Genomic DNA, 22,996 nt, shown 5'->3' with positions numbered 1-22,996 from the left:
AAAATTTTATGGCAGCAAAAAAACAACCAGGCTGGTTACACGTAGCGATTTCATGGGGAGCAAGTATCGTAATTATAGGTGCATTATTTAAAATTTTGCATATAGGCGGGATCTTAGGTAATTATATGATCGGTATTGGCCTTGGTGTAGAGTCCATTTTATTCTTTTTAACAGGTTTCTTTCCTCCAGAGCCAGAACCAGCCTGGGAAAGAGTGTACCCTGAATTAAGAGAAGATTTTAAAGGCGAATTGCCTACGGCTTCGGCAAGACCAGTTGCTGCAGTGGCCAGCGCTTCTAATACAGCTGCATTGGATAAAATGCTTTCGGATGCTAAAATAGGACCAGATTTAATTGAAAGTCTTGGAACAGGCTTGCGTACATTTGGAGATAAGGTTGCAACCATCTCTAATGTTGCTGATGCTTCTACTGCGACTAATGAATTTACCGGTAAAGTTAAAACTGCATCTGCAGGATTTGATAATTTGAGTGCTGCTTTTGATAGTGCTACTCAAAATTTAAGAGCAATGGGCGAGAGTAAAGTAGATTCTCAGGCTTATCACGATCAGGTAAACAACCTGGCTAAAAACTTATCGGCGTTAAATGCGGTATATGAATTAGAATTACAGGATTCAAGCGCACACTTAAAATCGATGAACAAGTTCTACCAGAATTTGTCTCTTACCATGCAAAACTTCAACGAATCGATGGAAGATTCGAAACAGTTTAAAGAAGAGGTGAACAAATTAGCTAAAAACTTGTCATCACTTAATGCAATTTACGGTAACATGCTCTCGGCTATGAATGGCCCACGTGTATAATAGTTTAGTTTTTAATTAATTTAAAAAAGCTACATATCACATGGCAGGCGGAAAAGAAACAACAAGGCAGCGGATGATTAATATCATGTATTTGGTATTACTGGCCATGCTTGCCTTAAACGTATCAGACACAATATTAAATGCATTTAAAAATATTAACGACAGTTTAGAAACGTCTAAAAGTAACGTTAATTTAAGTATCGATCAGCTTTTTGCTGCATTCGAAAATTCAAAATTAAAAGAAGAACCAGCACGGGCGCAGCCAATTTACGATAAAGCAAAACAGGCTAAAGCAATTGCAGATGATTTAGATAACTACATCAAAAGTTTAAAAGAAAAATTTAAACAGCAGGGTGATGGAATAGATCCGGAAACTGAGGATTTGGTTAGACGTGATAACATGGATATTGCTCAAAACATTATGATTAATGGGAAAGAGGGCGAAAAACTGAAAGAAAAGGTTAATGCAACACGGGAAAAATTAATTGCGTTATTAGACGAGGCAGACCGTAAAAACATTTCATTCTCTCTTGAAGCAAAAGATCCAGTAAAAAAGAGCAAAGGAAACTGGCAGGAAGTTTATTTTGGAGAAGGTACGCCTTTAACTGCTGCAATGACCATTTTAACAAAACTGCAAACAGATACTAAAAATGCTGAAGCGGAAGTTGTTAAAAAATTATTCGGAAACATGGATAAAGCATTGGTTAACATCGATAAGTTTGCGGCAGTTGCTGTGGCACCAACTTCTTATGTAATCCAGGGGCAACCCTATACTGCTGAAGTATTTTTAACTGCAAGTGATTCTAAATCTAACCCGGATATTTCAGTTGGTGGAGGTAAATTGTCAGTTAAAGACGGTAAAGGAACATATACTGGCGGTACCGGAAATGTAGGTGTATTTAAATGGGTAGGAACCATCCGTGTTAAACAAACTGATGGTCAGATTAAGGAATACAAAACACCTGAACAAACTTATCAGGTGGCAAAACCTTCTGCAACAGTTTCATCGACCAAAATGAATGTTATTTATGCAGGTATCCCAAATCCATTTGCGGTATCCGCTGCAGGTTTTCCTTTAGAAAGCGTTAGAGCTTCTATTTCTGCAGGCTCAATGTCTGGTGGAAATGGCAACTATATGGTTAACGTTTCAGGTGGACAGGTTGGACAGGAAGTTTCTATTAATGTAACTGCATCAAACGCAGGTAAAACTGTAAACCTTGGTGTTCAGAAGTTCAGAGTAAAAGGTATTCCTGCTCCGGTTGCTAAAGTTGGTGGCCGTATGGGAGGCGATGTTGCTTCAGTACAATTAAAAAGTGAATCTGAAATAGAAGCCGATCTGGATGATTTTCCGTTCGATGTTTCTTTCAGAATTTTAAGATATAAGATGACAATTATAAAACCGAGACAGGAAGCGGTAACCATTCCAGGTTCTGGCGGAAGTTTTACAGGTGCTGTTAGAAGTGCATTAAATGCAATTGTACCGGGTACCCGTGTATTTTTTGATGATATTGTGTCTCAGGGACCTGATGGACGTCAGAAAATTTTGCCATCTATATCATTTACGGCTAAATAAATAAGATGATGAAAAGGATTTTAAGTGTACTGGTTTTAATTTTATGTGTTGGCTTTGCTTATGCACAGAAAAAGCCTGTTAAAAAAGCGGCAACTGCAGTACCACCTCCGGTTGTGGCTACGGATACAATTGTTACAAAGGCGCCAACTAAAATTGGCAAGAAAAAATTAAAAGTACCACCAAAAGACGGCTACTATGCCCGTAAGGATATTGATAGTACCGAAATGGTGCCTTTGGCGGATGTACGTGAAGAAGATGTTTTTTATGCAAAACGCATCTGGCGTGAAATTGATTTGCGTGATACCATTAACTCTGTTTTAAAATCACCAAAATCAAGGTTAATTGATGTCTTTATTTCTGCAATTAAATCAGAAGAATTAACGGCATATTCTCCAATTGACAGCGTATTAAATGAGGATGATGCTTTTAATAATCCAATGTCGGCAGATTCAGCTGCAAGATCAGCTTTAGGAACCGCAGAGGTATCTAACAATAAAACAGGTACTGTAACAACGGTAACCAATGATTTTAACCCAGAGTTATTCCTGAAGTTCAGGATTAAAGAAGACTGGATTTTTGATGTAAAACGTTCTATTTTTGAACCTCGTATTGTGGGTATTGCGCCATTAAAGTTTAATGAGATATCTAAACAATGGCAACCGGTATTCTGGATTTATTATCCTGAAGCCAGGGAGATTTTGGCAAAGAAACGTTTAATCAACACCAATAATGATGCATCATCTTTAAGTTTTGATGATTTCTTTATCCGCCGCTTATTCAGCAGTTATATTGTTAAAGAATCAAATCCTGGAGATAATAAGATCAGAGATATTATAACTGATCCAAGAGACAGGCTTTATGAATCAGAAAGAATTAAGAAATCTGTTCTGGATTACGAACAATCTCTTTGGGAATATTAATAAAAAAGGTTCCGGCTTTACGCCGGAACCTTTTTGCTTTACAAGCATCACCAATTAAGTAGTGATGGTATGAGATTCTTCATGGTGTTCAGAATGACAATATCCAAAGTGGCTACTGAGCTTTAAAATAATCCAGTAGCGTAATCACTTGCTTTTTATTTAAAACTTCAGATAATTCCTTTTCTGTAGCTTCTTTAATTTTTTTAACTGATTTAAAATGAGTAAGCAATTTATCTGCGGTGGTTTTACCTATTCCGGCTATTTGTTCTAGCTCCGTTTTTAAAGTTCCCTGATCTCTTTTTTTCCGGTGAAAAGTAATCCCAAAGCGGTGGGCCTCATCCCGCAACTGCTGAATTACTTTTAGTGTTTCTGATTTTTTATCCAGATATAGTGGATACGAGTCGCCGGGATAGAACAATTCTTCCAGTCTTTTCGCAATCCCGATCACAGTTACCCGATTATAGATGCCCAACAATTTTAAACTCTTTACAGCAGACGATAGCTGCCCTTTACCGCCATCAATGATAATGAGTTGAGGCAAAGACTGATCTTCATCTAACATTCTCCTGTAGCGACGGAAAACGGCCTCTTCCATAGTCGCAAAATCATTTGGCCCCTCAACCGTTTTAACATTAAAGTGGCGGTAATCTTTTTTAGATGGTTTAGCATCTTTAAAAACCACAATAGCCGAAACGGGATATTTTCCCTGAAAGTTTGAGTTATCAAAACATTCAATATGTTTTGGCAGTTGAGTTAAGCTTAAATCTTTTTGCATTTGGGTTAAAATGCGATCGGTTCTTAAATCCGGATTTAATTTCTCATACTGATTAAGCTTTTCTTTTTTGAAGAACAGTACATTTTTCTGCGAAAGCTCGAGCAGTTTCTTTTTCTCACCCAGTTTGGGGATGGTAAACCTTAAACTTTCGTCTTTTAAGGAAAGTTCAAACGGAACAATAATTTCTTTTGAAGTACTGTTAAATTTTGTCCTGAACTCCAGCATCGCCGTTGTCAGCAATTCTTCATCACTTTCATCCAGCTGCTTTTTAATTTCTATGGTCTGCGTTTGTATAATCGTCCCATTCATTACTTTCAGATAATTTACAAAGGCGTAACGTTCATCTGCGGCAATACTAACCACATCCACATTGGTAATGGCACTATTTACAACGGTCGATTTACTTTGGTATTTTTCTAAAACCTGCAACTTTCTCGCATATTGATGTGCAAGTTCAAAATTCAATTCTTCCGAAGCGGTTTTAATAATCAGTTTTACCTCCCGGATTACATTGCCGATTTTACCACTCAGTATTTCTTTTATTTCAGCAATATTGTTATTGTAATCTGCTTCCTGCTGGTAGGCCTGACAAGGTCCTTTGCAATTGCCGATCTGATATTCAAGGCAAACTTTAAACTTACCTTCAGCAATATTTTTCTCGTTTAAAGGCAAACTACAGGTTCTGAGTGGGTAAGTTTCCTTAATGAGGTCTAAAATGGTGTGCATCATCCCAATTGATCCATAAGGGCCAAAATAGGTCGAGCCATCTTTTATTACTTTCCTCGTCCAGTAAATCCGAGGGAAAGGTTCGTTTTTAACAATAATCCATGGATAGGTTTTATCGTCTTTTAAATTGATGTTAAATTTAGGCTGATGCTTTTTAATTAAACTGTTTTCGAGCAGCCAGGCATCAATTTCGGTATCCACAATGGTAAAGGTAATTTTGCGGATTCGGGAGACCAGAACCCTGGTTTTGCCATTAAACTGTTGCTTATCCTGATTAAAATAAGAACCAACCCGGTTGCGCAAATCTTTTGCCTTACCAATGTACATGAGCTTGCCCTCTGCATCCCAATATTGGTATACACCCGGTTTATGCGGAATTGCCGTTAATGCTGTTTTATGATCGAAACTGCTCATCAATTACAAATTAGGATTCGAAATTAAAAATCACAAAACTTAAAGAATTTTAATTTCATTTTTTTCGGATCATTTTGAATATCCAAAACCGATATAGCTATAAATCCACAACCCATATTTAAAATGGATTGTGGACTTTTTATATTTTCAGCTTCTAACAAAAATCTAAAGGATTAAAATCCCAGTTTTTCATCAAGCTCAGTTTTAGTGCCATCTTCCTGCTGTTGGTACTCATTACAATCAAAAGTGATGGTTTTTGGTGTTTTTGGAGCTTCAAAGTCTGCATGACTTATTTTTAAAGCCGGATTTGCATAAACCCGTTTTATAAAACCTGCAAAAATTGGAAGTGCAGTATTGGCACCTTCACCTTCTCTGGTACTTATAAAGTGAAATGCCCGGTCTTCACAACCCGTCCAGATGCCGGTAACCAGCTGTGGTGTAATGGCCATAAACCAACCGTCGGAGTTATTTTGAGTGGTACCCGTTTTACCTCCAATTGGTGCATTAATTTTATATTTATAATTTAGTCTGGAACCTGTTCCGTTTGTAATTACTCCTTTAAGCATACGCGTCATCACATACGCAACTTCTTCACTCATTACCGGCTTCGGAATTGCTTTTTTAGAATAAAGCACAACACCATTTTTATCTTCAATCCGTAAAAGGTAAATCGGCTGGGTATAATAACCTTTATTTGCAAAAGCACCATAAGCACCCACCATATTATAAACCGAGGCATCAAATGAACCTAATGCAATAGAAGGATAAGCAGGAACATTTGGTATGCCCATTTTAGTGGCTAAAGCAGACACGGCAACCGGACCAACCTGTTTCATTACATAAGCGGTAATGTAATTTTGCGAATAGGCCAGTGCTTTCTGTAAGGTTAAAGTGCCTTGTAAGGTTCCGGAAGATTTTGGTGTCCACGGTGTACCATAGCCATCAATGGTAACCGGTACGTTAGGAACCGTAAAACAAGGTGAATAACCATTCTCAATTGCAACTGCATAGGTAAATGGTTTTGCAGTCGATCCAACCTGCCTGGTGCCCATTTTTACCTGATCATATTTAAAGTGCTCGTAATTAATACCCCCAACCCATGCTTTTACATGTCCGTTTGTCGGGTCCATGGTCATCATGGCATTACGCAAAAGCATTTTGTAATACCTTACAGAATCAATAGGTTTCATAGTGGTATCGATATTTCCTTTCCAGGTAAAAATGGTCAATTCGGTAGGGGTGTTAAAGTCTTTACGGATATCTTCTTCAGATTTACCTTCTAACTTTAGCGATTTATAACGATCTGATCTTTTTATGCCTTGTTCAATTTGCAGGGTTTTATCTTTAAAAGGATTGCGGCCTTTCCAGCTGTTTATAAACTGTTGCTGCAAAATTTTCATGTATTCTTTTTGAGCCTCCTCTGCATAAACCTGCATCTCGTAGTTTATGGTAGTATAAATTTTTAATCCGTCACGATCCAGATCGTATGGGGTTCCATCTGGTTTAGTAATAGATTGCTCCTGAAAAATGGTTTTAATATCATTTTTTAATACAGAACGGAAATAAGGAGCGATACCATCGTTAACCGTAGCGGCATTAAAATGTAAATCGAGTGGTTTTTCTTTTTGTTTTTCAAATTCCTGCTGGGTAATGAAATCTGATTTTACCATCATGGATAATACCGTGTTTCTCCGGGCTTTTGAACGTTCGGGGTGGCGGGTAGGCGAATACATGGTAATTCCTTTCTGCATCCCCACTAAAGTAGCCGCTTCTGTCAGGTTTAATTTATCCGGGCTTGTATTGAAATAAACTCGGGCAGCCGATTTAATTCCATAAGCCTGGTTACCAAAATCAACCGTGTTTAAATACATGGTGATAATTTCTTCCTTCGTATAATTTCTTTCCAGTTTTACGGCTACAATCCATTCTTTAAACTTGGTTAACACCAAAGTGAAAAAGTTAAGGTTGTTTTCCCTGGGGAAAAGATTTTTAGCCAACTGTTGCGTAATGGTACTTGCACCTTGTTTTTTTCCAACGAGGTTATAAAGTATAATTGAAAAGGTACGTTTAAAATCTATACCCGAATGTTCTTTAAAGCGGGTATCTTCTGTCGCGATAAGACCATTTATTACATTTTTCGAAATGTCTTTATAGGCAACATTCGATCTGTTTTGAACGAAATAAGTTCCCAGTGTACGGCCATCATCAGCGATAATTTCAGATGCCTGATTGCTTTTAGGATGTTCTATATCCCTGAAAGATGGTAATTCGCCGAATACACCAACACCAATCAAAGAAATAAAAATGGCAAATAAAGCAATGCCACCAATTACAATCTTCCAGATTCGCAGGCTATATCTTTTTATATCTTCTTTAGAAAGGGATTTATTCATTTTAATGTATTTTATTCAATGACCAAAACGCAATTTGTAATGGCAATCGTTTTTTAAACTTAGAAACAACAAAAATAAGAAGTTAATATGCTAAACCTTTATTTATTGTTGTCAGATTATGAATCTTAAACTTTATGTAACTTTTTTAGAAGTGGTTAATTCAGATTTTGCCTAATTGTTATAATTGCTTTTATAAAACTCAATATATTCATTAATACGTGCCCGGTCTGTTAGCTTTTCAAAATTTTCTTTACTAATGATAAAGCTTTTATAGGTGCCTGCGGGTACTTTCATAATGCTTTTTAAATGGTTTTTAATGCTTTCTTCGTATATTTTAGCATCTTCCAAATCAATAAAGCTGGTCACATAAATTAACTGATCCTGATCCAGTTCAACCAGTTTATGGGCTAAATCATTCTCGGGATAATTACCACGGTTAAACTGTCCGATACCAAACCTTGAAGAACTTAATGTTAATGAAGCATCAGCAACATCAATTACAAAGTAATAAGTTTCAGATGTTGCCAAACTAAATATACTGACTGGTTTAGCGTCCGGTGTTTTTATGTTATCCACTTTCTCCGGTGCTTTAACAACAGGATTTTCAATCGGTTTTTCTGCTTTTTTGACCTCAGTAGCGGCATTAATATCCGGGTTAATCGGTTTTGCCGGTGCTTCTGTCGACGTAGCCTGGCTTACAAACCTTGGTTCATTTGGATCAAAATCAATCAGGGCAAATTTCCGCTGTTTAAATTCATCCAGATTAGCCTCAATATATTTCAAATGATCTCTAACCAAAGGGGTAATAATTACATCGTTTGGATAAAGTGTATTTATGGCATTAAACTCGGTTAGTAAAGCATCTACTTTTGAAGTACGGCCTACCGCTATAGCTTTTAAATAAGCATATTGAGGGGCCAGATCATTATCCGGGAATGCAGCAATGTTATCATTTGACTGCTTAATTACACTGCTGTAATCTTTCTTTAAATAACTATCAAAAGCAAGGTTGTAGTTGTTGTTGGCCATGTTTTCCAACTGGTTTTGTTTTGCTGAATAAGACGGATCTAAAATTGTCTTCGCAAAGCTTGAGTTTGGAAATTTGGTTAATACCAATTGTTTATATTCTTCGGCCTGGGCCTGATTTACGCCCTGGCTATTTAAAAACAAACTATAATAAACGGCAGCTAAATGGTTATTATCCGGGAAACGTTTTAATAGTTCCAGGTAAACTTTATTTGCCTCTGCTTTATCATTTAATTCCTGCTGGTAAAAACTGGCAATTTCAAAATACGCATCAATGATTTTTTGATTAGACTTTGCCAATAAATCAGCGTTTAGTGGTAAAGCATCCAGATACTGTTTTTCTAAAGCAGTTTGATCATTTCCTGTCTGCGCATTCGGATCGGTATTAGTTGTAGTGCCATTAGCTACATTTCCACCTGCCAAAACCTGGTTGTTTTCTTGTGCTGCAGAGCGAACACTTTGACGCCAGTTATCCTCTAAAGACCGGGTACCCCAGCGTTTTCTAAACTCGCCAAAGCCATTACTTACAGCCGTTGTATTGTTAAAATAAAAGGTATTGCCAAATCCTGAAGTCGTTGTGTTGGCTTTTGATGGCTCATTAGGGAAATCCGGATCATTTACAAATGTTGAACCACTGCTGGCAGTACCTAAATTAGTTCGTTTAACCATGGGCGTTAACCACGATTTAATTTTGGCCTCATGTTCTGATGCTGGTAATTTAGCAATGGTTTGTAAGGTATCTTCTGTAGATATTATGGTGTACCTGTCCGTTAAGTATTGAAGATTATGTGCCTTTTTAACAATGTTGTCGTAATCAGGGAAATTTTTAGGCAAAATCATCGCCGTACTATCATAATACAGTTTGGCCTTCACATAGTTGTTAAACTGTTTAAAGTTCAGGTCGGCAATTTTTAGATAGGACAGGGCCTTCTGGTTTTGATTGCGGCTGCTGTTTTTAATAGATTTCTGATAGTTTTCTTCTGCTTTAACGTAATCGCCTTCTGCAGAAAATAATTCACCCACCTGGTAATAAATCTGGTCGACGTAATCCGAATTCTTATCATCTTTTAGTAAAGCCAGCAATTGTTGCTCTTTATTTAATTTTTCGCCACCCAGTAAAGCTTTTAGTTTAATGCGGTTTAAGTTGGCATGAAAATACATTTCAAAAGGCGCATTACTTTTTTCTACTTTGGTGAAATTAAGATAAGCATCCTGCAAATTATTTTCCTTTTCCTGTAACTGAGCAAGGATAAACCTCCAGCGAACGCGTTGTTGAGTTTCGCTAGGTGCTTTAATGGCAGCCTCGAGCAATAACATGGCTTCTTTATAGCGTTTTTGATAAATACGCATTTGAGCAGTTGTTGCTAAAGGTTCGGCAAGATCCTTCTTTAATAAATCTGCTGCACGCAACATCGTATCTAAAATCAAATCTGCTTTGCTTAAATTATTAAGCTCCATCTGGCTTCTGGCTTTCCAGTTTAAAGCCATGATGTATGTTTTTAAATTATTATTATAGGTTTTTGCGGTATAATCAAAATATTCTGAGGCGATAAAGTAATTGCCTTTTAAATAATTTGCCCGGCCTAAAAGCATATAAGCATCATCTATATAATTACTAAAGCTCTTATCATTAATAACAGCCTGCCCTTTATGAATCACGTCATCCAGCTGTCTATTAGAAATGCCTGGGGTTAACACTAAATTAACCTGTGGTTCAGGATCAAGGTAAACAGGCAAAACTTTTTCATAATTATCACTATAAGTTTGTGCTAAACCTTCATTATAGTCTGTAAGTAAAACATTTGAGTTATATATATAGTTATACCTGGCAGTTAAGTTTTGCATCTTACGGCTTATGGCAGTATCTTTAGGCGTTATACAGCTATACATAAATAGCAATGCAAAACAAAGAAGTATAGGATGAAAGGTTTTGTTGGCGTTATTTTTCAAGTATAAAAAATCTCTTTAGTGTATACATTAAACAAAAAGTATGCAAAATTATTTTATTTGGCAACAAATATTAATTATTCAAAGTTAATTTAATTATTGCATTAAAATGGAAAATCCGAAAGAAGAAAATACAGGTAAAAAGCTTAACAGTGCAGCCAAATATTCTGCCATTGGTTTCCAAATGATTGCTACTATTGGTTTACTAACTTTTATAGGCTATAAAATTGATCAGAACAGAAGTGGTAAGCTACAAATATTTACAGCAATATTTGGGTTGCTTGGTGTTGGCATTGCTTTATATCAGGCCATTAGGCAGGCTACAAAAGGGTAATTATAAAGCGTAAATATTTTAAATGCTTCAGCACTTTGTTAGCTGTTGATTTAAAGTGGTTTATTTTATAAAACGGATACTTGGCACTTGATGGTAAAACCCTATCTTTGCAGCGTTTTATAATATTGAAAAGAATTATTTAGTTTGACTCTAGCCAAATTTACCAGTTTCTATTTTATTTTCACCGGCTTATTAATCGGTATCGTTGCTGTTTTACCATCTTTATTTACAGGCATACAGTTATTTGTGCCCAACTTTTGGGTCATGTTTGGCTTTTTGGCCGGCATAACTTATATCGCTTATATTCTTGTTGATATAGGTGTTAAAAGAGATCCGGAGATGGGTGTAATGGCAATTATGGGATCAATTGCGGTGAAGATGATTTTTTGTATGGCTTTTGTATTGATTTACAGTATAAAAGCGAAGGGAATAGGGCTTGTATTTCTTCTAAATTTTTTTTCTTTATATTTATTGTTTACGGCCTTTGAAATTTACTGTTTGTTACGTAACTTGCGCCACCAAAATTTAAAGTAAAAAACTGCCAATAAATGGATTGTAACCAAGTTTTTGTGTCGAAAGTTAAAAGGCTAATTGTTGTTTTTACGCTTTTAATCGCGTTTTTGTCTGTTAAAGCCACTGCTTTTGCTCAGACTGATACCAGTATTAAACCAGTAGATACTGCTGTTGTTAAAACTACTGAAGCGGTTTCAGGCGAACATGCAGAAGGTAAAACAGCGCATGGCAAAGAAAAGTTTGAGCCAACTAAAGTAATTATGGAACACATTGCGGATTCGCATATGTGGCATCTGTGGGGTCACACTTCTTTACCCCTTCCTGTAATTTTGTATACATCTAATGGTTTAGAGGTTTTTTCTTCTGGTCATTTTCACCATGGTGAAGAAGATTATAAAGGAAACTTTAATACCTACAGATTAGTAGAGGATAAGGTTAAGGTTATTGGCGCAAATGGTCAGGTTGACGAAGCTGTAAGTAAAACCGTACTTGATTTCTCTATCACTAAAAACGTTGCAGCCATGTTTGTGGCAATTTTGTTAATCCTTATTGTGTTTATCTCCGTTGCTGGTTCATATAAAAAACGTGTAGGTAAAGCACCTAAAGGTTTGCAATCGCTTATCGAGCCTATTATTGTTTTTGTAAGAGATGACATTGCAAAACCAAACATCGGACATAAATATGCTAAGTTTATGCCTTACCTGTTAACCGTATTTTTCTTTATCTGGTTTAACAACTTATTAGGTTTAGTTCCAATTTTCCCGGGAGGTGCCAACGTAACCGGTAACATTGCTTTAACTTTTGTTATGGCTTTGGGTACTTTAATTATTGTAAATATTAATGGTAATAAGTACTATTGGAAGCATATTTTCAAACCAGATGTGCCATTTTGGTTATATCCTATTATGATTCCTGTAGAGTTGATTGGTATTATCTCTAAACCATTCGCCTTAATGATTCGTTTATTTGCGAACATTACAGCCGGTCACATTATTGTATTAAGTTTAATTTCCTTAATATTTATTTTCGAAACATTGGCTATCGCTCCGGTTTCTGTAGCATTCGTATTATTTATGGATGTGTTAGAATTACTGGTAGCATTTTTACAGGCCTTTATTTTTACATTACTTACTGCTTTATTTATTGGTATGGCAGTAGAAGAGCATCATTAACAGAAAACTATTTTTTACAAATTAATATAAATTAAATTAGTTATGGTAGGTTCAATCGCGGCAATTGGTGCCGGTTTAGCAGTAATCGGTGCTGGTATTGGTATCGGTCAAGTAGGTGGTAAAGCAATGGAAGGTATTGCTCGTCAGCCAGAAGCTGCATCAAAAATTCAGACTGCAATGATTATCGCTGCTGCCCTTATTGAGGGTGCTGCTTTATTCGGTGTGGTAGTTGCATTATTAGGCTTAAACGGTTAATAATTCAAACTGAAAAAATTAGATTGGGTATTTAACGATTGGTTATTTACCCGATCTTATTAACAAGATTAAGATTAAAAAAATTAGATAAAATGGAATTAGTAACCCCAGGCATAGGATTGGTTTTTTGGACAGCGATAGCGTTCATTTGCTTATTGATATTACTTAGAAAATTTGCATGGAAACCTATTTTAGGAGCTATTCACGAACGTGAGCAAAGCATTGATGAGGCGCTTAACAAAGCTGAATTGGCTAAACAGGAAATGGCTCGTTTAACGGCTCAAAATCAGGATTTAATGCAACAAGCCCGTGCAGAGCGTGATGAAATTTTGAAGGAAGCTAAAACCCTTAAAGATAGCATCCTTAACGAAGCTAAAAAACAAGCTCAGGTAGAAGGTTCTAAACTAATTGAGAAAGCTAAAATCGAAATCGAAAACCAAAAGAAAGCTGCTTTAGCCGAAGTTAAAGATCAGGTTTCTTCGTTATCGTTAGAAATTGCTGAACGCGTTTTACGTACTCAGTTGGATGATAAAACAAAACAGGAAGCCTTAGTTGCTAACTTGTTAAAAGACGTTGAACTAAACTAAGACATTAGATTTGAGACGTTAGATTTGAGAACGATTTGGTTTCTCCTATCTCACATCTCATGTCGCATAACTAAAATTTATGTCAGAAATTAAAGTTGCAAGCAGATACGCCAAATCATTAATAGACTTAGCCGTTGAAAACAACGCGTTAGAAGCGTCTTATAATGATATGGTTCTTTTTGAAAAAGTGGTTGATGAAACCCCTGAACTGGAAGCGATATTGAAAAACCCTATTGTACCTTTAGACAAAAAGACTGGTATTTTGAACGGTATTTTTGCTGATAAAGTAGGTAAGTTAACCATATCTTTTTTCACGATTGTTGTTAATAAAGGCCGTTCAGCAATATTATTTGCAACAGCTAAACAGTTTATACAACAATATAATTTAATAAAAGGTATTGTTACTGCTGATGTAACTACTGCAAGTGCTTTAAGTGCGGCAGCTAAAGATCAGATCATTGCAATAGTTAAAAAAGAATTAGGTGCCAACCAGGTTATCGTTAACGAAAAAATTAACGAAAAACTAATTGGTGGTTTTATTCTTAAAGTTGGCGATAAGCAATTTGATGCAAGTATTGCCAGCGGTTTAAGTAAACTGAAAAAAGAATTTGCACAATAAGCATTGCATATTGAGCTAAACAAAATAGAATACAAGATTTACATTTACAAAAAGATATAAAGTAAAATTATGGTAGAGGTAAGACCAGACGAAGTATCGGCAATTATCAGACAGCAATTGGCGGGCTTCAAATCAGAAACCGAACTGGAGGAAGTTGGTACCGTGTTGCAAGTAGGCGACGGTATTGCCCGTGTTTACGGTTTAACTAAAGTTCAATCGGGTGAGCTGGTTGAATTTGAGAACGGCCTGCAAGGCATTGTATTAAACCTTGAAGAAGATAACGTGGGTGTGGTACTTTTGGGTGCTTCAGACGAGATCAAAGAAGGGGATACAATTAAACGTACCAAAAAAATTGCCTCTATTAAAGTTGGTGAAGGTATGCTTGGTCGTGTAGTAAACACTTTAGGTGAGCCTTTAGATGGTAAAGGTCCAATCTTAGGCGAAACTTACGAAATGCCTTTAGAGCGTAAAGCTCCGGGTGTAATTTATCGTCAGCCGGTAAATGAGCCTTTACAAACCGGTATTAAAGCAATTGATGCAATGATTCCAATCGGTCGTGGACAACGTGAGTTGGTTATCGGTGACCGTCAGATTGGTAAAACTGCCGTTTGTATTGATACCATTATCAACCAAAAAGAATTTTATGAAGCAGGTCAGCCTGTGTTCTGTATTTATGTTGCTATCGGTCAGAAAAACTCTACTGTAGCAAACATTGTACGTACATTGGAAGAAAATGGCGCTTTACCATATACAGTTGTTGTTGCTGCTTCGGCTGCTGATCCTGCTCCAATGCAGTTTTATGCACCATTTGCAGGTGCTGCAATTGGTGAGTTTTTCCGTGATACTGGAAGACCAGCTTTAATTGTTTATGATGATTTATCTAAACAAGCTGTAGCTTACCGTGAAGTATCATTATTACTTCGTCGTCCACCGGGCCGTGAAGCTTATCCAGGTGACGTATTCTATTTACACAGTCGTTTATTGGAAAGAGCTGCGAAGATCAACTCTAATGATGAGATTGCACAAGCAATGAACGATTTACCAGAATCGATCAGAGGGATTGTTAAAGGTGGTGGTTCATTAACTGCATTACCAATTATCGAAACTCAGGCTGGTGACGTATCTGCTTATATTCCAACCAACGTAATCTCGATTACAGATGGTCAGATTTTCTTAGAGTCTAACTTGTTTAACGCAGGTATTCGTCCGGCTATTAACGTAGGTATCTCGGTATCACGTGTAGGTGGTAACGCTCAGATTAAATCGATGAAAAAAGTTGCCGGTACTTTAAAATTAGATCAGGCACAATACCGTGAGTTAGAAGCATTCTCTAAATTTGGTTCTGATTTAGATGCTGCAACAAAATCTGTATTAGATAAAGGTGTACGTAACGTAGAAATGTTAAAACAAGCGCAATTCTCTCCATTTACGGTTGAGAAACAAGTTGCAATTGTTTACGCAGGTACTAAAAACTTAATGCGTAATGTGCCGGTTAATAAAGTAAAAGAATTTGAAACTGAATATTTAACGCAATTAGAAATGCGTCATCCTGAAACTTTAGCCGCATTAAAAGCTGGTAAATTTGATGATGCCATTACAGGTGTTTTAGATACAGTTGCAAAAGAAATTTCAAGTAAATATTAATATTTAGTCCCGGGTCTTAAGTCCGCAGTCGCCAGTCGACTTTGGACTTGAGACTAAAGGCTGAAGACTATAATAAAGAATGGCTAATTTAAAAGAAGTAAGAAACCGGATTGCATCAGTACAATCAACGCAGCAAATTACCAAAGCTATGAAAATGGTTTCGGCAGCTAAGTTGAAACGTGCTACCAATGCAATTATCGCTTTGCGTCCTTATGCTACTAAACTTAAAGAGATTTTAGGTAATCTATCTGCAAGTTTAGAAGGTTCTTCGTCACCTTTTATTCAGGAACGTGAGCCTAATAAGGTGTTAATTGTTACCGTATCATCAAACCGTGGTTTGGCAGGTGCTTTTAACATGAACGTAATTAAAGCGGCCAATAATTTAATTGCTGAGAAATATGCGGAGCAGTTAAAAAACGGTAACGTGAGCATTATCTCAATCGGTAAGAAAACACAGGATTTTTACGAAAAACGTAAGTACAACATTATTGGAAACAATAACGAGGTATATGCTGATTTAACTTTTGAAAACGTAACTAAAATTACCGACACCATTATGGCCGGTTTTATTAAGGGCGAATTTGATAAAGTTGAAGTGGTTTACAACCAGTTTAAAAATGCCGCAGTACAAATTATTACTTCAGAACAGTTATTGCCTTTAGCAAAAACTGAAGATCCGGTGGTTACAAATGCAAAAACAACTAACGTTGATTACATTTTAGAACCTTCACAAGAAGAGATCGTTTCTGAATTAATTCCTAAATCAATTAAAATACAGTTATACAAAGCCGTTTTAGATTCTCACGCATCTGAGCATGGCGCACGTATGACATCAATGGATAAAGCAACTGAAAATGCCGGTGAATTATTGAAAGCGTTGAAACTTTCATACAATCAGGCCCGTCAGGCAGCAATTACAACCGAGTTAACCGAAATTGTAAGTGGTGCAGCAGCATTGAACGGATAGAAAAAGTCAGGAGGCGGAAGTTTTTAGTCCGATGTCTGTAATTAAAATAATCATAGCCCATTTCTTAATTGAGATGGGCTTTTTGTTTTTTATAGCGATTGCTTCATACCACAAAATGACAGAAAGTTAGGATTCAAGCCCTATCTTTGTGCTTCTAATTTTAAAACATGAAAAAATATATATTCGTTATTTTCTGCTTTGCTGCCCCGCTTTTTAGCCTTGCACAATCTCCTGCCAGAGATTATACTAATGCTGTGCTTTGGCAACAACGTTCGGGCGAGTACAGGGCCTTATGTTTTCAAGCCTATAACTTTGCACGCTTATCCTTAAAAGAAGCGCTTTGGGAAGTTAAAACAACTAAACCCAATTGCGTTATTGTAGATATTGATGAAACCGTTTTAGATAATTCGGCCTTTCAGGGACATGAAATAAAGAAAGAGGCGAGTTATATTCCGGAAGACTGGACTGAATGGACAAACCTGGTACAGGCCGATACCGTTCCGGGTGCCCTGGCTTTTTTAAAATTTGCCGCAAGCAAAAATATCGAAACCATTTACCTGAGTAACCGTGATGAAAAGGATTATAGTGCAACCCTGAAAAATTTGCAGAAATTTGGTTTCCCTTATGCCGATGAAGCACATTTAATGGTTTCGAAAGGAACTTCAAATAAAGAACCAAGAAGACAAAATGTTGCAGAAAAATATAATATTCTGTTGCTTTGCGGAGATAATTTAAGTGATTTTTCGAATATTTTTTATCGTGAAGGTAAAGACACTTTTGAGCAGGTGAATGAAAATCAAACCTGGTTTGGTACAAAATATATTGTATTGCCAAATCCAATGTATGGCGATTGGGAAAAACCTTTGTATCAGGGTGAAAAACTGAGTGATCAGGATAAAGCAAAACAGAGATTAGAACGATTAAAAAGTTACTAAGGAGTTATAATTATTCAGCAATAAGTATTACTTTTGCAGCATCATAAAATAAAACAATTATGGAAAACGAATTAAAACACAATACAGAGAGCATGAAAAAGGCTAATGAGCCGGGTATTTATAAATTAATGATTTTTGGAGTACTGGTTTGTATGGTTGGTACTTATGCTCGTTTTGCTTTTGATTCGTGGGTTTTATCTCTAGTTTCGTGGATTATACTTTTCATTGGTTCAATTATTTGCATTAAAGGTGTATTCAAAATTTTAGACGCATAAGCATATTTTCTCTCTGGATATAGAAGCCGGTCATGTTTAATCATGACCGGCTTTTTTATGGAATTTTTCGCTGGCGTGCATCTGTATATAGATATTTAATTATTTGGGTTACCTAAATACAATTGTGGTATTAAGGTAAAATACAGCGTTAAGACTAACCAAACGCTGAACTTCTAATGGCCATTTGAAGCAAATATTTAAAAATGATTAATTTTTTAGAACCTCAGAATCATGAAAAGGAATATTATTGCTATTGCCATAGTTGTAACTTTTTTTGGCTGCCAAAACAGCCAAAAAGCAGATTACGCAAGTGCTGAAAAGGCTGAAGTTGCTGATACGGTTTCAGCGGATACCGCAGCACCTAAAATTATTAAAACTGCAGATATGCGGTTTAGAGTCAAAGATGTTCAGAACACAAAAGAACAGTTAAGTGCAGCCATAAAAAGCGAAGGTGGTACTGTTGCCGAGTTTTCCATCGAAAGCAACATTCAGGAAACAGATAAGGTAAAAGAGTCAACAGATTCTTTAAAAGAAATTACTTCGTATCGTACCGATGGCTATTTAGTTGCAAAAGTTCCTTCTGAAAAACTTGACGATTTTACCAATACAATTGCAAAAATGGCGGTCTTTGTCGATCATCAGTCCATGAAAATGGATGATCAAAGCATTACTTATTTATCCAACAGGCTAAAAGCTCAAAACCGGGTGGATGCAATAACCAGAATCAACAAAGTTGCCAATAAAAAAAGTGCAAATGTCGAATCTGCTCTGACCATCAAAGATGATTACGTAGATAAAAAAGTTGAGAATGTACAAATCGATAGCCGGGTAAAATTCAGTACCATTACCCTTAACTTTTATCAGGACAATACAGTTAAAACCATGATTGTAGCCAACGATAATTTATACGATTACCGTCCGGCCTTTGGGAAAAGACTTTGGCTGGGCATTGTAAACGGATGGACAATTTTTAAAGAAATCATCATTGCGGTTTCCAATTTATGGATGCTGGTTGTGTTGGGTGTCGCCACATTCTTTATCATCAAATATTTTATCAGGAAAAATAAACTTGCTGTAGAAGCCGCTACAAAAGATTTAATAGATAATAATCCTCGGTAATATTAAATTTTCCATCATTGCGGATACAAGGCAATCTTTATTAAGGGCTTATATATAAAAGCACATTAAGGTTGTCTTGTACTTCGTAATAATCATTTTAATAATTTTACTTTTTAACTTTAGCTGCCAAACCTTTAACCTTGGTTTTATTATCACTCACAAAAGATTCCCAACCAGAATAGGTTTTGGATTTGCCGCCGGAGGTTATCTTTTGAAAAGAATGACAAACTGCAACCGCTAAACCATCGGTAGCATCTAAAAATTCCGGGGTTTCTTTAAAGTTCAATAACCTTTGCAACATTGCCGCAACCTGCTCTTTAGTCGCATTGCCGCTGCCTGTAATGGATTGTTTAATCTTTCGGGGAGAATATTCGGTAACGGAGATATTTCTGGACAGGGCAGCCGCTATCGCAATTCCCTGCGCACGCCCTAATTTTAAAAGCACCTGTATGTTTTTGCCGTAAAAAGGCGCTTCAATGGCTAAAACATCCGGTTTGTATTGGTCAATTAAAACAACTGTTTTTTCAAATATCCGTTGAAGTTTTAAAAATGGATCATCCAGATGTGTCATTTTAACCACACCCAAGCTTAATAATTCGGTCTTATTTCCTTTCTCCAAAATTACGCCATAACCCATTACCGCCGTACCGGGGTCTATGCCCATAATGATCCGTTCCTTTTTTTCGTTCAACATTACAGCAATATTAAGCATATTTGCAAACTAAAAAGATAATCTTGACGGACAGGAATAAAAAAATACTTTCAATTCTAATAAAAGCAGCAATCGTTGTATTTGCGTTCTGGTTTATTTATCATAAGCTGGTTGCAAATAAAAACCTGAATAATTTTGCCGAACTGCTGCATAATATTGGAACAGTAGAAATAAGCCTGGTTATTGGGGTAGTTGTTTTGCTGATGCTTTTTAACTGGTTTTTAGAAGCTGTAAAGTGGAAAAGATTGATGAGCCATATAGAAAAAATTTCTTTGTGGCGGGCAATAGAATCTGTTTTTTGCGGGTTAACACTAGCCATTTTTACCCCCAATCGTTTGGGCGAATATGGCGGCAGGGTATTTTTCTTATCTCCAAAACGCCGCATTATCGGTGTAGTGGCCATGGCTGTTGGTAATATCGGGCAAATGGTTTTAACCAATGTATTTGGGGCTATAGCGGCATGTTTTTTTGTGCACCGCTTTATTCCCGTTGATCCCTTGTTTTTTAGTGCCATTGTGATACTGGCCATTGCTTTTTGCTTCTTTTTTATTGTATTTTATTTCAATATCAAATGGCTTAACGGGATCCTTTTATCTATAAAATTTACCCGAAAATATAAGAAATTTTACAGCGTACTGGCGAGATATAAAAAAGCCGAACTTCTTAAAATACTGGCTTACTGTTTTGCCCGTTATCTGGTGTTTAGTTCTCAGTATTTTATTCTCTTTGTCTGGCTGGTTCCTGGATTGCACCATGCAGATATTGTAATGATGATTTGTATTTTGTTTCTGATTCAGTCTGCGCTACCATCCTTAGATTTGTTCGATGTAGGGATCCGGAGCGTAACCGCCGTAGAGTTATTTAAACACATTACCGATCAGCATGCGGCGGTTATTGCATGTACAGCGAGCATTTGGCTCATAAATATTATAATTCCTGCTATATTAGGCACTTATTTCGTTTTTAAACTTAACTTTTTTGGCAATCTTAAATCTAATTAGTCTACTTTCCGCTGCATTAACCTTAATTTATGGTTTTTTAGTGATCAGCTTTATCCGTGGCTGGCATAAACTCATTTATTTTCAGTCACAAAATAATGAACCAAAAACCAGGGTATCCATTATTGTTGCTGCCCGTGACGAGGAAGATAAAATTGCCAAAACCATTGAGGATTTGCTTGCGCAGGGGTATCCAAAAGACCTGACAGAAATTGTTATTATTGATGACCATTCTACAGATCGTACGGCTGAAATTGTTTTAAGTTATGCCAGCCGGAACGTACAACTCATTAAATTAAACGAAGACCGGGCATTAAATTCTTATAAAAAGAAAGCCATTCAAACCGCAATCAGTACCTGTAAAGGAGATTTAATTATTACAACCGATGCAGACTGCCGGATGGGACCGAAATGGCTGGAAACGGTTGTTGGTTTATATGAAGAAAAAGGATATAAAATGATTTCTTCGCCGGTTGCTTATTTTGAAGAAAAAAGTTTTTTTGAAAGATTGCAATCTCTGGAATTTCTGTATTTAATCGGTCTTGGAGCATCTACCATTGGAAATAAACAGCCTTCTACCTGTAATGGAGCCAACCTTGCCTACGAAAAAGAAACCTTTTATGAGGTAGGTGGATTTAAAGGAATCGATGATCTGGCTTCTGGAGATGATGAATTGTTGCTGCACAAAATAGCTTCTAAATACCCTGACCGCATTGGTTTTCTTAAAAACAGAGAGGCTATTGTGTATACGCATGCCAAAGAAAATTTAAATGCATTTATCCAGCAAAGAAGACGCTGGGCATCTAAAAGTACCCGTTATAAAAACAAAGGCATTATTGTGCTGGGCGTATTAATCTGGCTTTTTAATGTAAGTATGCTGGCTAATTTTGTCATCGGATTATTTATCACCGGATTTTTACCTGTTGTTTTCTGGCAATTGATCGTAAAAATGTTTTTAGAAACCTTATTTTTATGGGATGTAACCGGATTTGCCAGAAGAAGAAAGTTATTGATTTTAATTCCTGTTTTAAATGTACTGCATATCTTATACATGGTCTACATCGGCATTGCCGGAAATAGCGGAAAATACAACTGGAAAGGCAGGATGGTTAGATAATGGATAATAGCCCATCAAAAAAAGTTTGGTTAAAGTTTAAGCGGAATAAATTCGCTTTTGCGGGTCTTATATTTATTCTGCTATTAATGCTGATGGGTATTTTAGGCTATCTGATTATGCCTGATGATTCTCCTAATGCAAATGTAATGCATCTGCAACTCAGCAATAAAAAACCGGGCAGGTCTTTTCAATTCCTCATCATCAGTAAAAATGATAAAGTGAAAGAAGCTGGTTTTTTTGAAAGAATGTTTTATGGACGGGAACCAAATTTTAAAAGCATTCCAATTACTTCCTGGCGAATTGTAAACGATCAGGTACTGGTTCGTGAATATATTGGTGAAGATGAAAAGGCAGAAGAAACCAAATACGATCTTAGAGAATTATGCAGTAACTGTATGCTGCCTTCAAAATTGGGCAATACCCAAACGCTTTTTGAGCAACATAATATATACAACCAAAAATTTCTTTTAGGAACAGATATTTATGGAAGAGACCTGTTAAGCCGTTTAATTTTAGGTATCCGGGTTTCTTTATCTGTTGGCCTTATGGCTGTATTAATTTCGTTATTTATTGGGGTAAGTTTAGGTGCCATTGCCGGGTATTTTGGTGGTAGGGTAGATGCCGCAATCAGCTGGTTTATGAATGTGGTTTGGTCGCTTCCATCGCTATTATTGGTTATAGCAATTTCTTTTGCCCTGGGAAAAGGCTTTTGGCAAATCTTTATCGCTGTAGGTTTATCTACCTGGGTTGATGTAGCAAGACTGGTTAGAGGCCAGGTGATGGGTTTAAAAGAAGTAGAGTTTGTAGAGGCTTCAAGGGCTTTAGGTTTTAGTACTTCACGAACCATTATAAAACACATTTTACCCAATATTGCGGGACCAATTTTAGTGGTAGCCTCTTCTAATTTTGCTTCAGCCATTTTGTTGGAAACCGGATTAAGCTTTTTAGGTTTTGGTGCACAACCTCCGATGCCAAGCTGGGGTGGTATGATTAAAGAACACTACGGCTATATTATTATGGATGCAGCTTATTTAGCCGTTTTACCAGGCTTAGCCATTATGTTTACGGTTTATGCCTTTAATGTTTTGGCCATCGGTTTGCGTGATGCTTTTGACGTTAAAGGGCAAAATGTAACGGTTTAAAACCAGAAACCCAGC

The 22,996-nt window shown here is 36.6% G+C and carries 20 protein-coding genes; 16 read left to right on the top strand and 4 right to left on the bottom strand.

Annotated features, from left to right (window positions below; all coding sequences use genetic code 11):
- Nucleotides 1-8 precede the first annotated feature (8 nt).
- From porL to porN, 3 genes are read left to right on the top strand one after another with little or no spacing between them, the layout of a single operon-like run.
- Nucleotides 9-818: a type IX secretion system motor protein PorL/GldL gene (gene porL, locus O0955_RS01895; RefSeq protein ID WP_269425833.1), complete on the top strand. Its 810-nt coding sequence runs from the start codon at nt 9-11 to the stop codon at nt 816-818.
- Between the two features lie 40 nt (nt 819-858).
- Complete coding sequence (gene porM / locus O0955_RS01890; protein WP_269425832.1) at nt 859-2,391, top strand: type IX secretion system motor protein PorM/GldM; 1,533 nt, start codon at nt 859-861, stop codon at nt 2,389-2,391.
- 5 nt (nt 2,392-2,396) lie between these two features.
- Nucleotides 2,397-3,311, top strand: coding sequence for a type IX secretion system ring subunit PorN/GldN (gene porN, locus O0955_RS01885; protein ID WP_269425831.1), 915 nt, complete (start codon nt 2,397-2,399; stop codon nt 3,309-3,311).
- A gap of 112 nt (nt 3,312-3,423) precedes the next feature.
- Here porN and uvrC read toward each other — a convergent pair whose 3' ends face one another.
- The 3 genes from uvrC to porW all read right to left on the bottom strand — a co-directional run bounded on the left by uvrC (nt 3,424) and on the right by porW (nt 10,535).
- On the bottom strand, nt 3,424-5,226 hold the full coding sequence (uvrC, locus tag O0955_RS01880; RefSeq protein WP_269425830.1) for an excinuclease ABC subunit UvrC: 1,803 nt from the start codon (nt 5,224-5,226) through the stop codon (nt 3,424-3,426).
- 173 nt (nt 5,227-5,399) lie between these two features.
- Complete coding sequence (locus tag O0955_RS01875; protein WP_269425829.1) at nt 5,400-7,619, bottom strand: transglycosylase domain-containing protein; 2,220 nt, start codon at nt 7,617-7,619, stop codon at nt 5,400-5,402.
- A 171-nt stretch (nt 7,620-7,790) separates the two neighbouring features.
- Nucleotides 7,791-10,535 carry a type IX secretion system periplasmic lipoprotein PorW/SprE gene (gene porW, locus O0955_RS01870; RefSeq protein ID WP_269425828.1) on the bottom strand — a complete coding sequence of 915 codons (2,745 nt, stop codon included), beginning with the start codon at nt 10,533-10,535 and terminating at the stop codon, nt 7,791-7,793.
- 166 nt (nt 10,536-10,701) lie between these two features.
- On the opposite strand from porW, the gene O0955_RS01865 reads away from it, so the two are divergent.
- The 10 genes from O0955_RS01865 to O0955_RS01820 all read left to right on the top strand — a co-directional run bounded on the left by O0955_RS01865 (nt 10,702) and on the right by O0955_RS01820 (nt 19,012).
- Complete coding sequence (locus tag O0955_RS01865; RefSeq protein ID WP_269425827.1) at nt 10,702-10,926, top strand: AtpZ/AtpI family protein; 225 nt, start codon at nt 10,702-10,704, stop codon at nt 10,924-10,926.
- A 548-nt stretch (nt 10,927-11,474) separates the two neighbouring features.
- Nucleotides 11,475-12,611, top strand: a complete 1,137-nt coding sequence (gene atpB, locus O0955_RS01860) for a F0F1 ATP synthase subunit A (protein WP_269425826.1) — start codon at nt 11,475-11,477, stop codon at nt 12,609-12,611.
- Between the two features lie 42 nt (nt 12,612-12,653).
- Nucleotides 12,654-12,866: an ATP synthase F0 subunit C gene (gene atpE / locus O0955_RS01855; RefSeq protein ID WP_025144011.1), complete on the top strand. Its 213-nt coding sequence runs from the start codon at nt 12,654-12,656 to the stop codon at nt 12,864-12,866.
- Between the two features lie 92 nt (nt 12,867-12,958).
- Nucleotides 12,959-13,453, top strand: a complete 495-nt coding sequence (locus O0955_RS01850; protein ID WP_269425825.1) for a F0F1 ATP synthase subunit B — start codon at nt 12,959-12,961, stop codon at nt 13,451-13,453.
- A gap of 79 nt (nt 13,454-13,532) precedes the next feature.
- On the top strand, nt 13,533-14,072 hold the full coding sequence (atpH, locus tag O0955_RS01845; RefSeq protein ID WP_269425824.1) for an ATP synthase F1 subunit delta: 540 nt from the start codon (nt 13,533-13,535) through the stop codon (nt 14,070-14,072).
- Between the two features lie 69 nt (nt 14,073-14,141).
- Nucleotides 14,142-15,716: a F0F1 ATP synthase subunit alpha gene (gene atpA, locus O0955_RS01840; protein WP_269425823.1), complete on the top strand. Its 1,575-nt coding sequence runs from the start codon at nt 14,142-14,144 to the stop codon at nt 15,714-15,716.
- 79 nt (nt 15,717-15,795) lie between these two features.
- Nucleotides 15,796-16,683 (top strand): ATP synthase F1 subunit gamma, encoded by an 888-nt coding sequence (gene atpG / locus O0955_RS01835; protein ID WP_269425822.1) that lies wholly within the window; start codon nt 15,796-15,798, stop codon nt 16,681-16,683.
- Nucleotides 16,684-16,850: 167 nt separating this feature from the next.
- A complete protein-coding gene (locus tag O0955_RS01830; RefSeq protein ID WP_269425821.1) occupies nt 16,851-17,618 on the top strand; it encodes a 5'-nucleotidase, lipoprotein e(P4) family in 768 nt (255 codons plus the stop codon).
- A 59-nt stretch (nt 17,619-17,677) separates the two neighbouring features.
- On the top strand, nt 17,678-17,893 hold the full coding sequence (locus tag O0955_RS01825; protein WP_269425820.1) for a hypothetical protein: 216 nt from the start codon (nt 17,678-17,680) through the stop codon (nt 17,891-17,893).
- 231 nt (nt 17,894-18,124) lie between these two features.
- On the top strand, nt 18,125-19,012 hold the full coding sequence (locus O0955_RS01820; RefSeq protein ID WP_269425819.1) for a DUF4349 domain-containing protein: 888 nt from the start codon (nt 18,125-18,127) through the stop codon (nt 19,010-19,012).
- A gap of 106 nt (nt 19,013-19,118) precedes the next feature.
- Here the strand turns inward: O0955_RS01820 and ruvC are convergent, their stop codons facing one another.
- Nucleotides 19,119-19,706 (bottom strand): crossover junction endodeoxyribonuclease RuvC, encoded by a 588-nt coding sequence (ruvC, locus tag O0955_RS01815; RefSeq protein ID WP_269425818.1) that lies wholly within the window; start codon nt 19,704-19,706, stop codon nt 19,119-19,121.
- Between the two features lie 41 nt (nt 19,707-19,747).
- Here ruvC and O0955_RS01810 point away from each other — a divergent pair, with 41 nt between their 5' ends.
- The 3 genes from O0955_RS01810 to O0955_RS01800 are packed head-to-tail and all read left to right on the top strand — an operon-like array spanning nt 19,748 to nt 22,981.
- Nucleotides 19,748-20,725, top strand: a complete 978-nt coding sequence (locus O0955_RS01810) for a lysylphosphatidylglycerol synthase transmembrane domain-containing protein (protein ID WP_269425817.1) — start codon at nt 19,748-19,750, stop codon at nt 20,723-20,725.
- Entirely contained in the window at nt 20,703-21,839 is a 1,137-nt protein-coding gene (locus tag O0955_RS01805; protein WP_269425816.1) for a glycosyltransferase family 2 protein, read from the top strand. Before O0955_RS01810 ends, O0955_RS01805 begins: the two co-directional genes overlap by 23 nt.
- The gene (locus O0955_RS01800) at nt 21,839-22,981 is read left to right on the top strand and encodes an ABC transporter permease (RefSeq protein ID WP_269425815.1); all 1,143 of its coding nucleotides are present in this window, start codon (nt 21,839-21,841) and stop codon (nt 22,979-22,981) included. The genes O0955_RS01805 and O0955_RS01800 overlap by 1 nt, the downstream gene beginning before the upstream one ends.
- The last annotated feature ends 15 nt before the right edge of the window (nt 22,982-22,996 follow it).

Origin of the sequence: Pedobacter punctiformis, from assembly GCF_027213715.1 — a bacterium.
Taxonomy (GTDB): domain Bacteria; phylum Bacteroidota; class Bacteroidia; order Sphingobacteriales; family Sphingobacteriaceae; genus Pedobacter; species Pedobacter punctiformis.
The sequence above is the reverse complement of the archived record's forward strand: the minus strand, read 5'-3'. Positions and strand labels throughout refer to the sequence as shown.

Bases quoted from the DNA above. Each gene is read 5' to 3' on its own strand.
- O0955_RS01825 (WP_269425820.1), top strand. From the start codon at position 17,678: ATGGAAAACGAATTAAAACACAATACAGAGAGCATGAAAAAGGCTAAT.
- porL (WP_269425833.1), top strand. From the start codon at position 9: ATGGCAGCAAAAAAACAACCAGGCTGGTTACACGTAGCGATTTCATGG.
- O0955_RS01875 (WP_269425829.1), bottom strand. From the start codon at position 7,619: ATGAATAAATCCCTTTCTAAAGAAGATATAAAAAGATATAGCCTGCGA.
- O0955_RS01820 (WP_269425819.1), top strand. From the start codon at position 18,125: ATGAAAAGGAATATTATTGCTATTGCCATAGTTGTAACTTTTTTTGGC.
- uvrC (WP_269425830.1), bottom strand. From the start codon at position 5,226: ATGAGCAGTTTCGATCATAAAACAGCATTAACGGCAATTCCGCATAAA.
- O0955_RS01830 (WP_269425821.1), top strand. From the start codon at position 16,851: ATGAAAAAATATATATTCGTTATTTTCTGCTTTGCTGCCCCGCTTTTT.
- O0955_RS01800 (WP_269425815.1), top strand. From the start codon at position 21,839: ATGGATAATAGCCCATCAAAAAAAGTTTGGTTAAAGTTTAAGCGGAAT.
- O0955_RS01850 (WP_269425825.1), top strand. From the start codon at position 12,959: ATGGAATTAGTAACCCCAGGCATAGGATTGGTTTTTTGGACAGCGATA.
- O0955_RS01865 (WP_269425827.1), top strand. From the start codon at position 10,702: ATGGAAAATCCGAAAGAAGAAAATACAGGTAAAAAGCTTAACAGTGCA.
- atpA (WP_269425823.1), top strand. From the start codon at position 14,142: ATGGTAGAGGTAAGACCAGACGAAGTATCGGCAATTATCAGACAGCAA.
- ruvC (WP_269425818.1), bottom strand. From the start codon at position 19,706: ATGTTGAACGAAAAAAAGGAACGGATCATTATGGGCATAGACCCCGGT.
- porW (WP_269425828.1), bottom strand. From the start codon at position 10,535: ATGTATAGCTGTATAACGCCTAAAGATACTGCCATAAGCCGTAAGATG.
- atpE (WP_025144011.1), top strand. From the start codon at position 12,654: ATGGTAGGTTCAATCGCGGCAATTGGTGCCGGTTTAGCAGTAATCGGT.
- atpB (WP_269425826.1), top strand. From the start codon at position 11,475: ATGGATTGTAACCAAGTTTTTGTGTCGAAAGTTAAAAGGCTAATTGTT.
- porM (WP_269425832.1), top strand. From the start codon at position 859: ATGGCAGGCGGAAAAGAAACAACAAGGCAGCGGATGATTAATATCATG.
- atpG (WP_269425822.1), top strand. From the start codon at position 15,796: ATGGCTAATTTAAAAGAAGTAAGAAACCGGATTGCATCAGTACAATCA.
- porN (WP_269425831.1), top strand. From the start codon at position 2,397: ATGATGAAAAGGATTTTAAGTGTACTGGTTTTAATTTTATGTGTTGGC.
- atpH (WP_269425824.1), top strand. From the start codon at position 13,533: ATGTCAGAAATTAAAGTTGCAAGCAGATACGCCAAATCATTAATAGAC.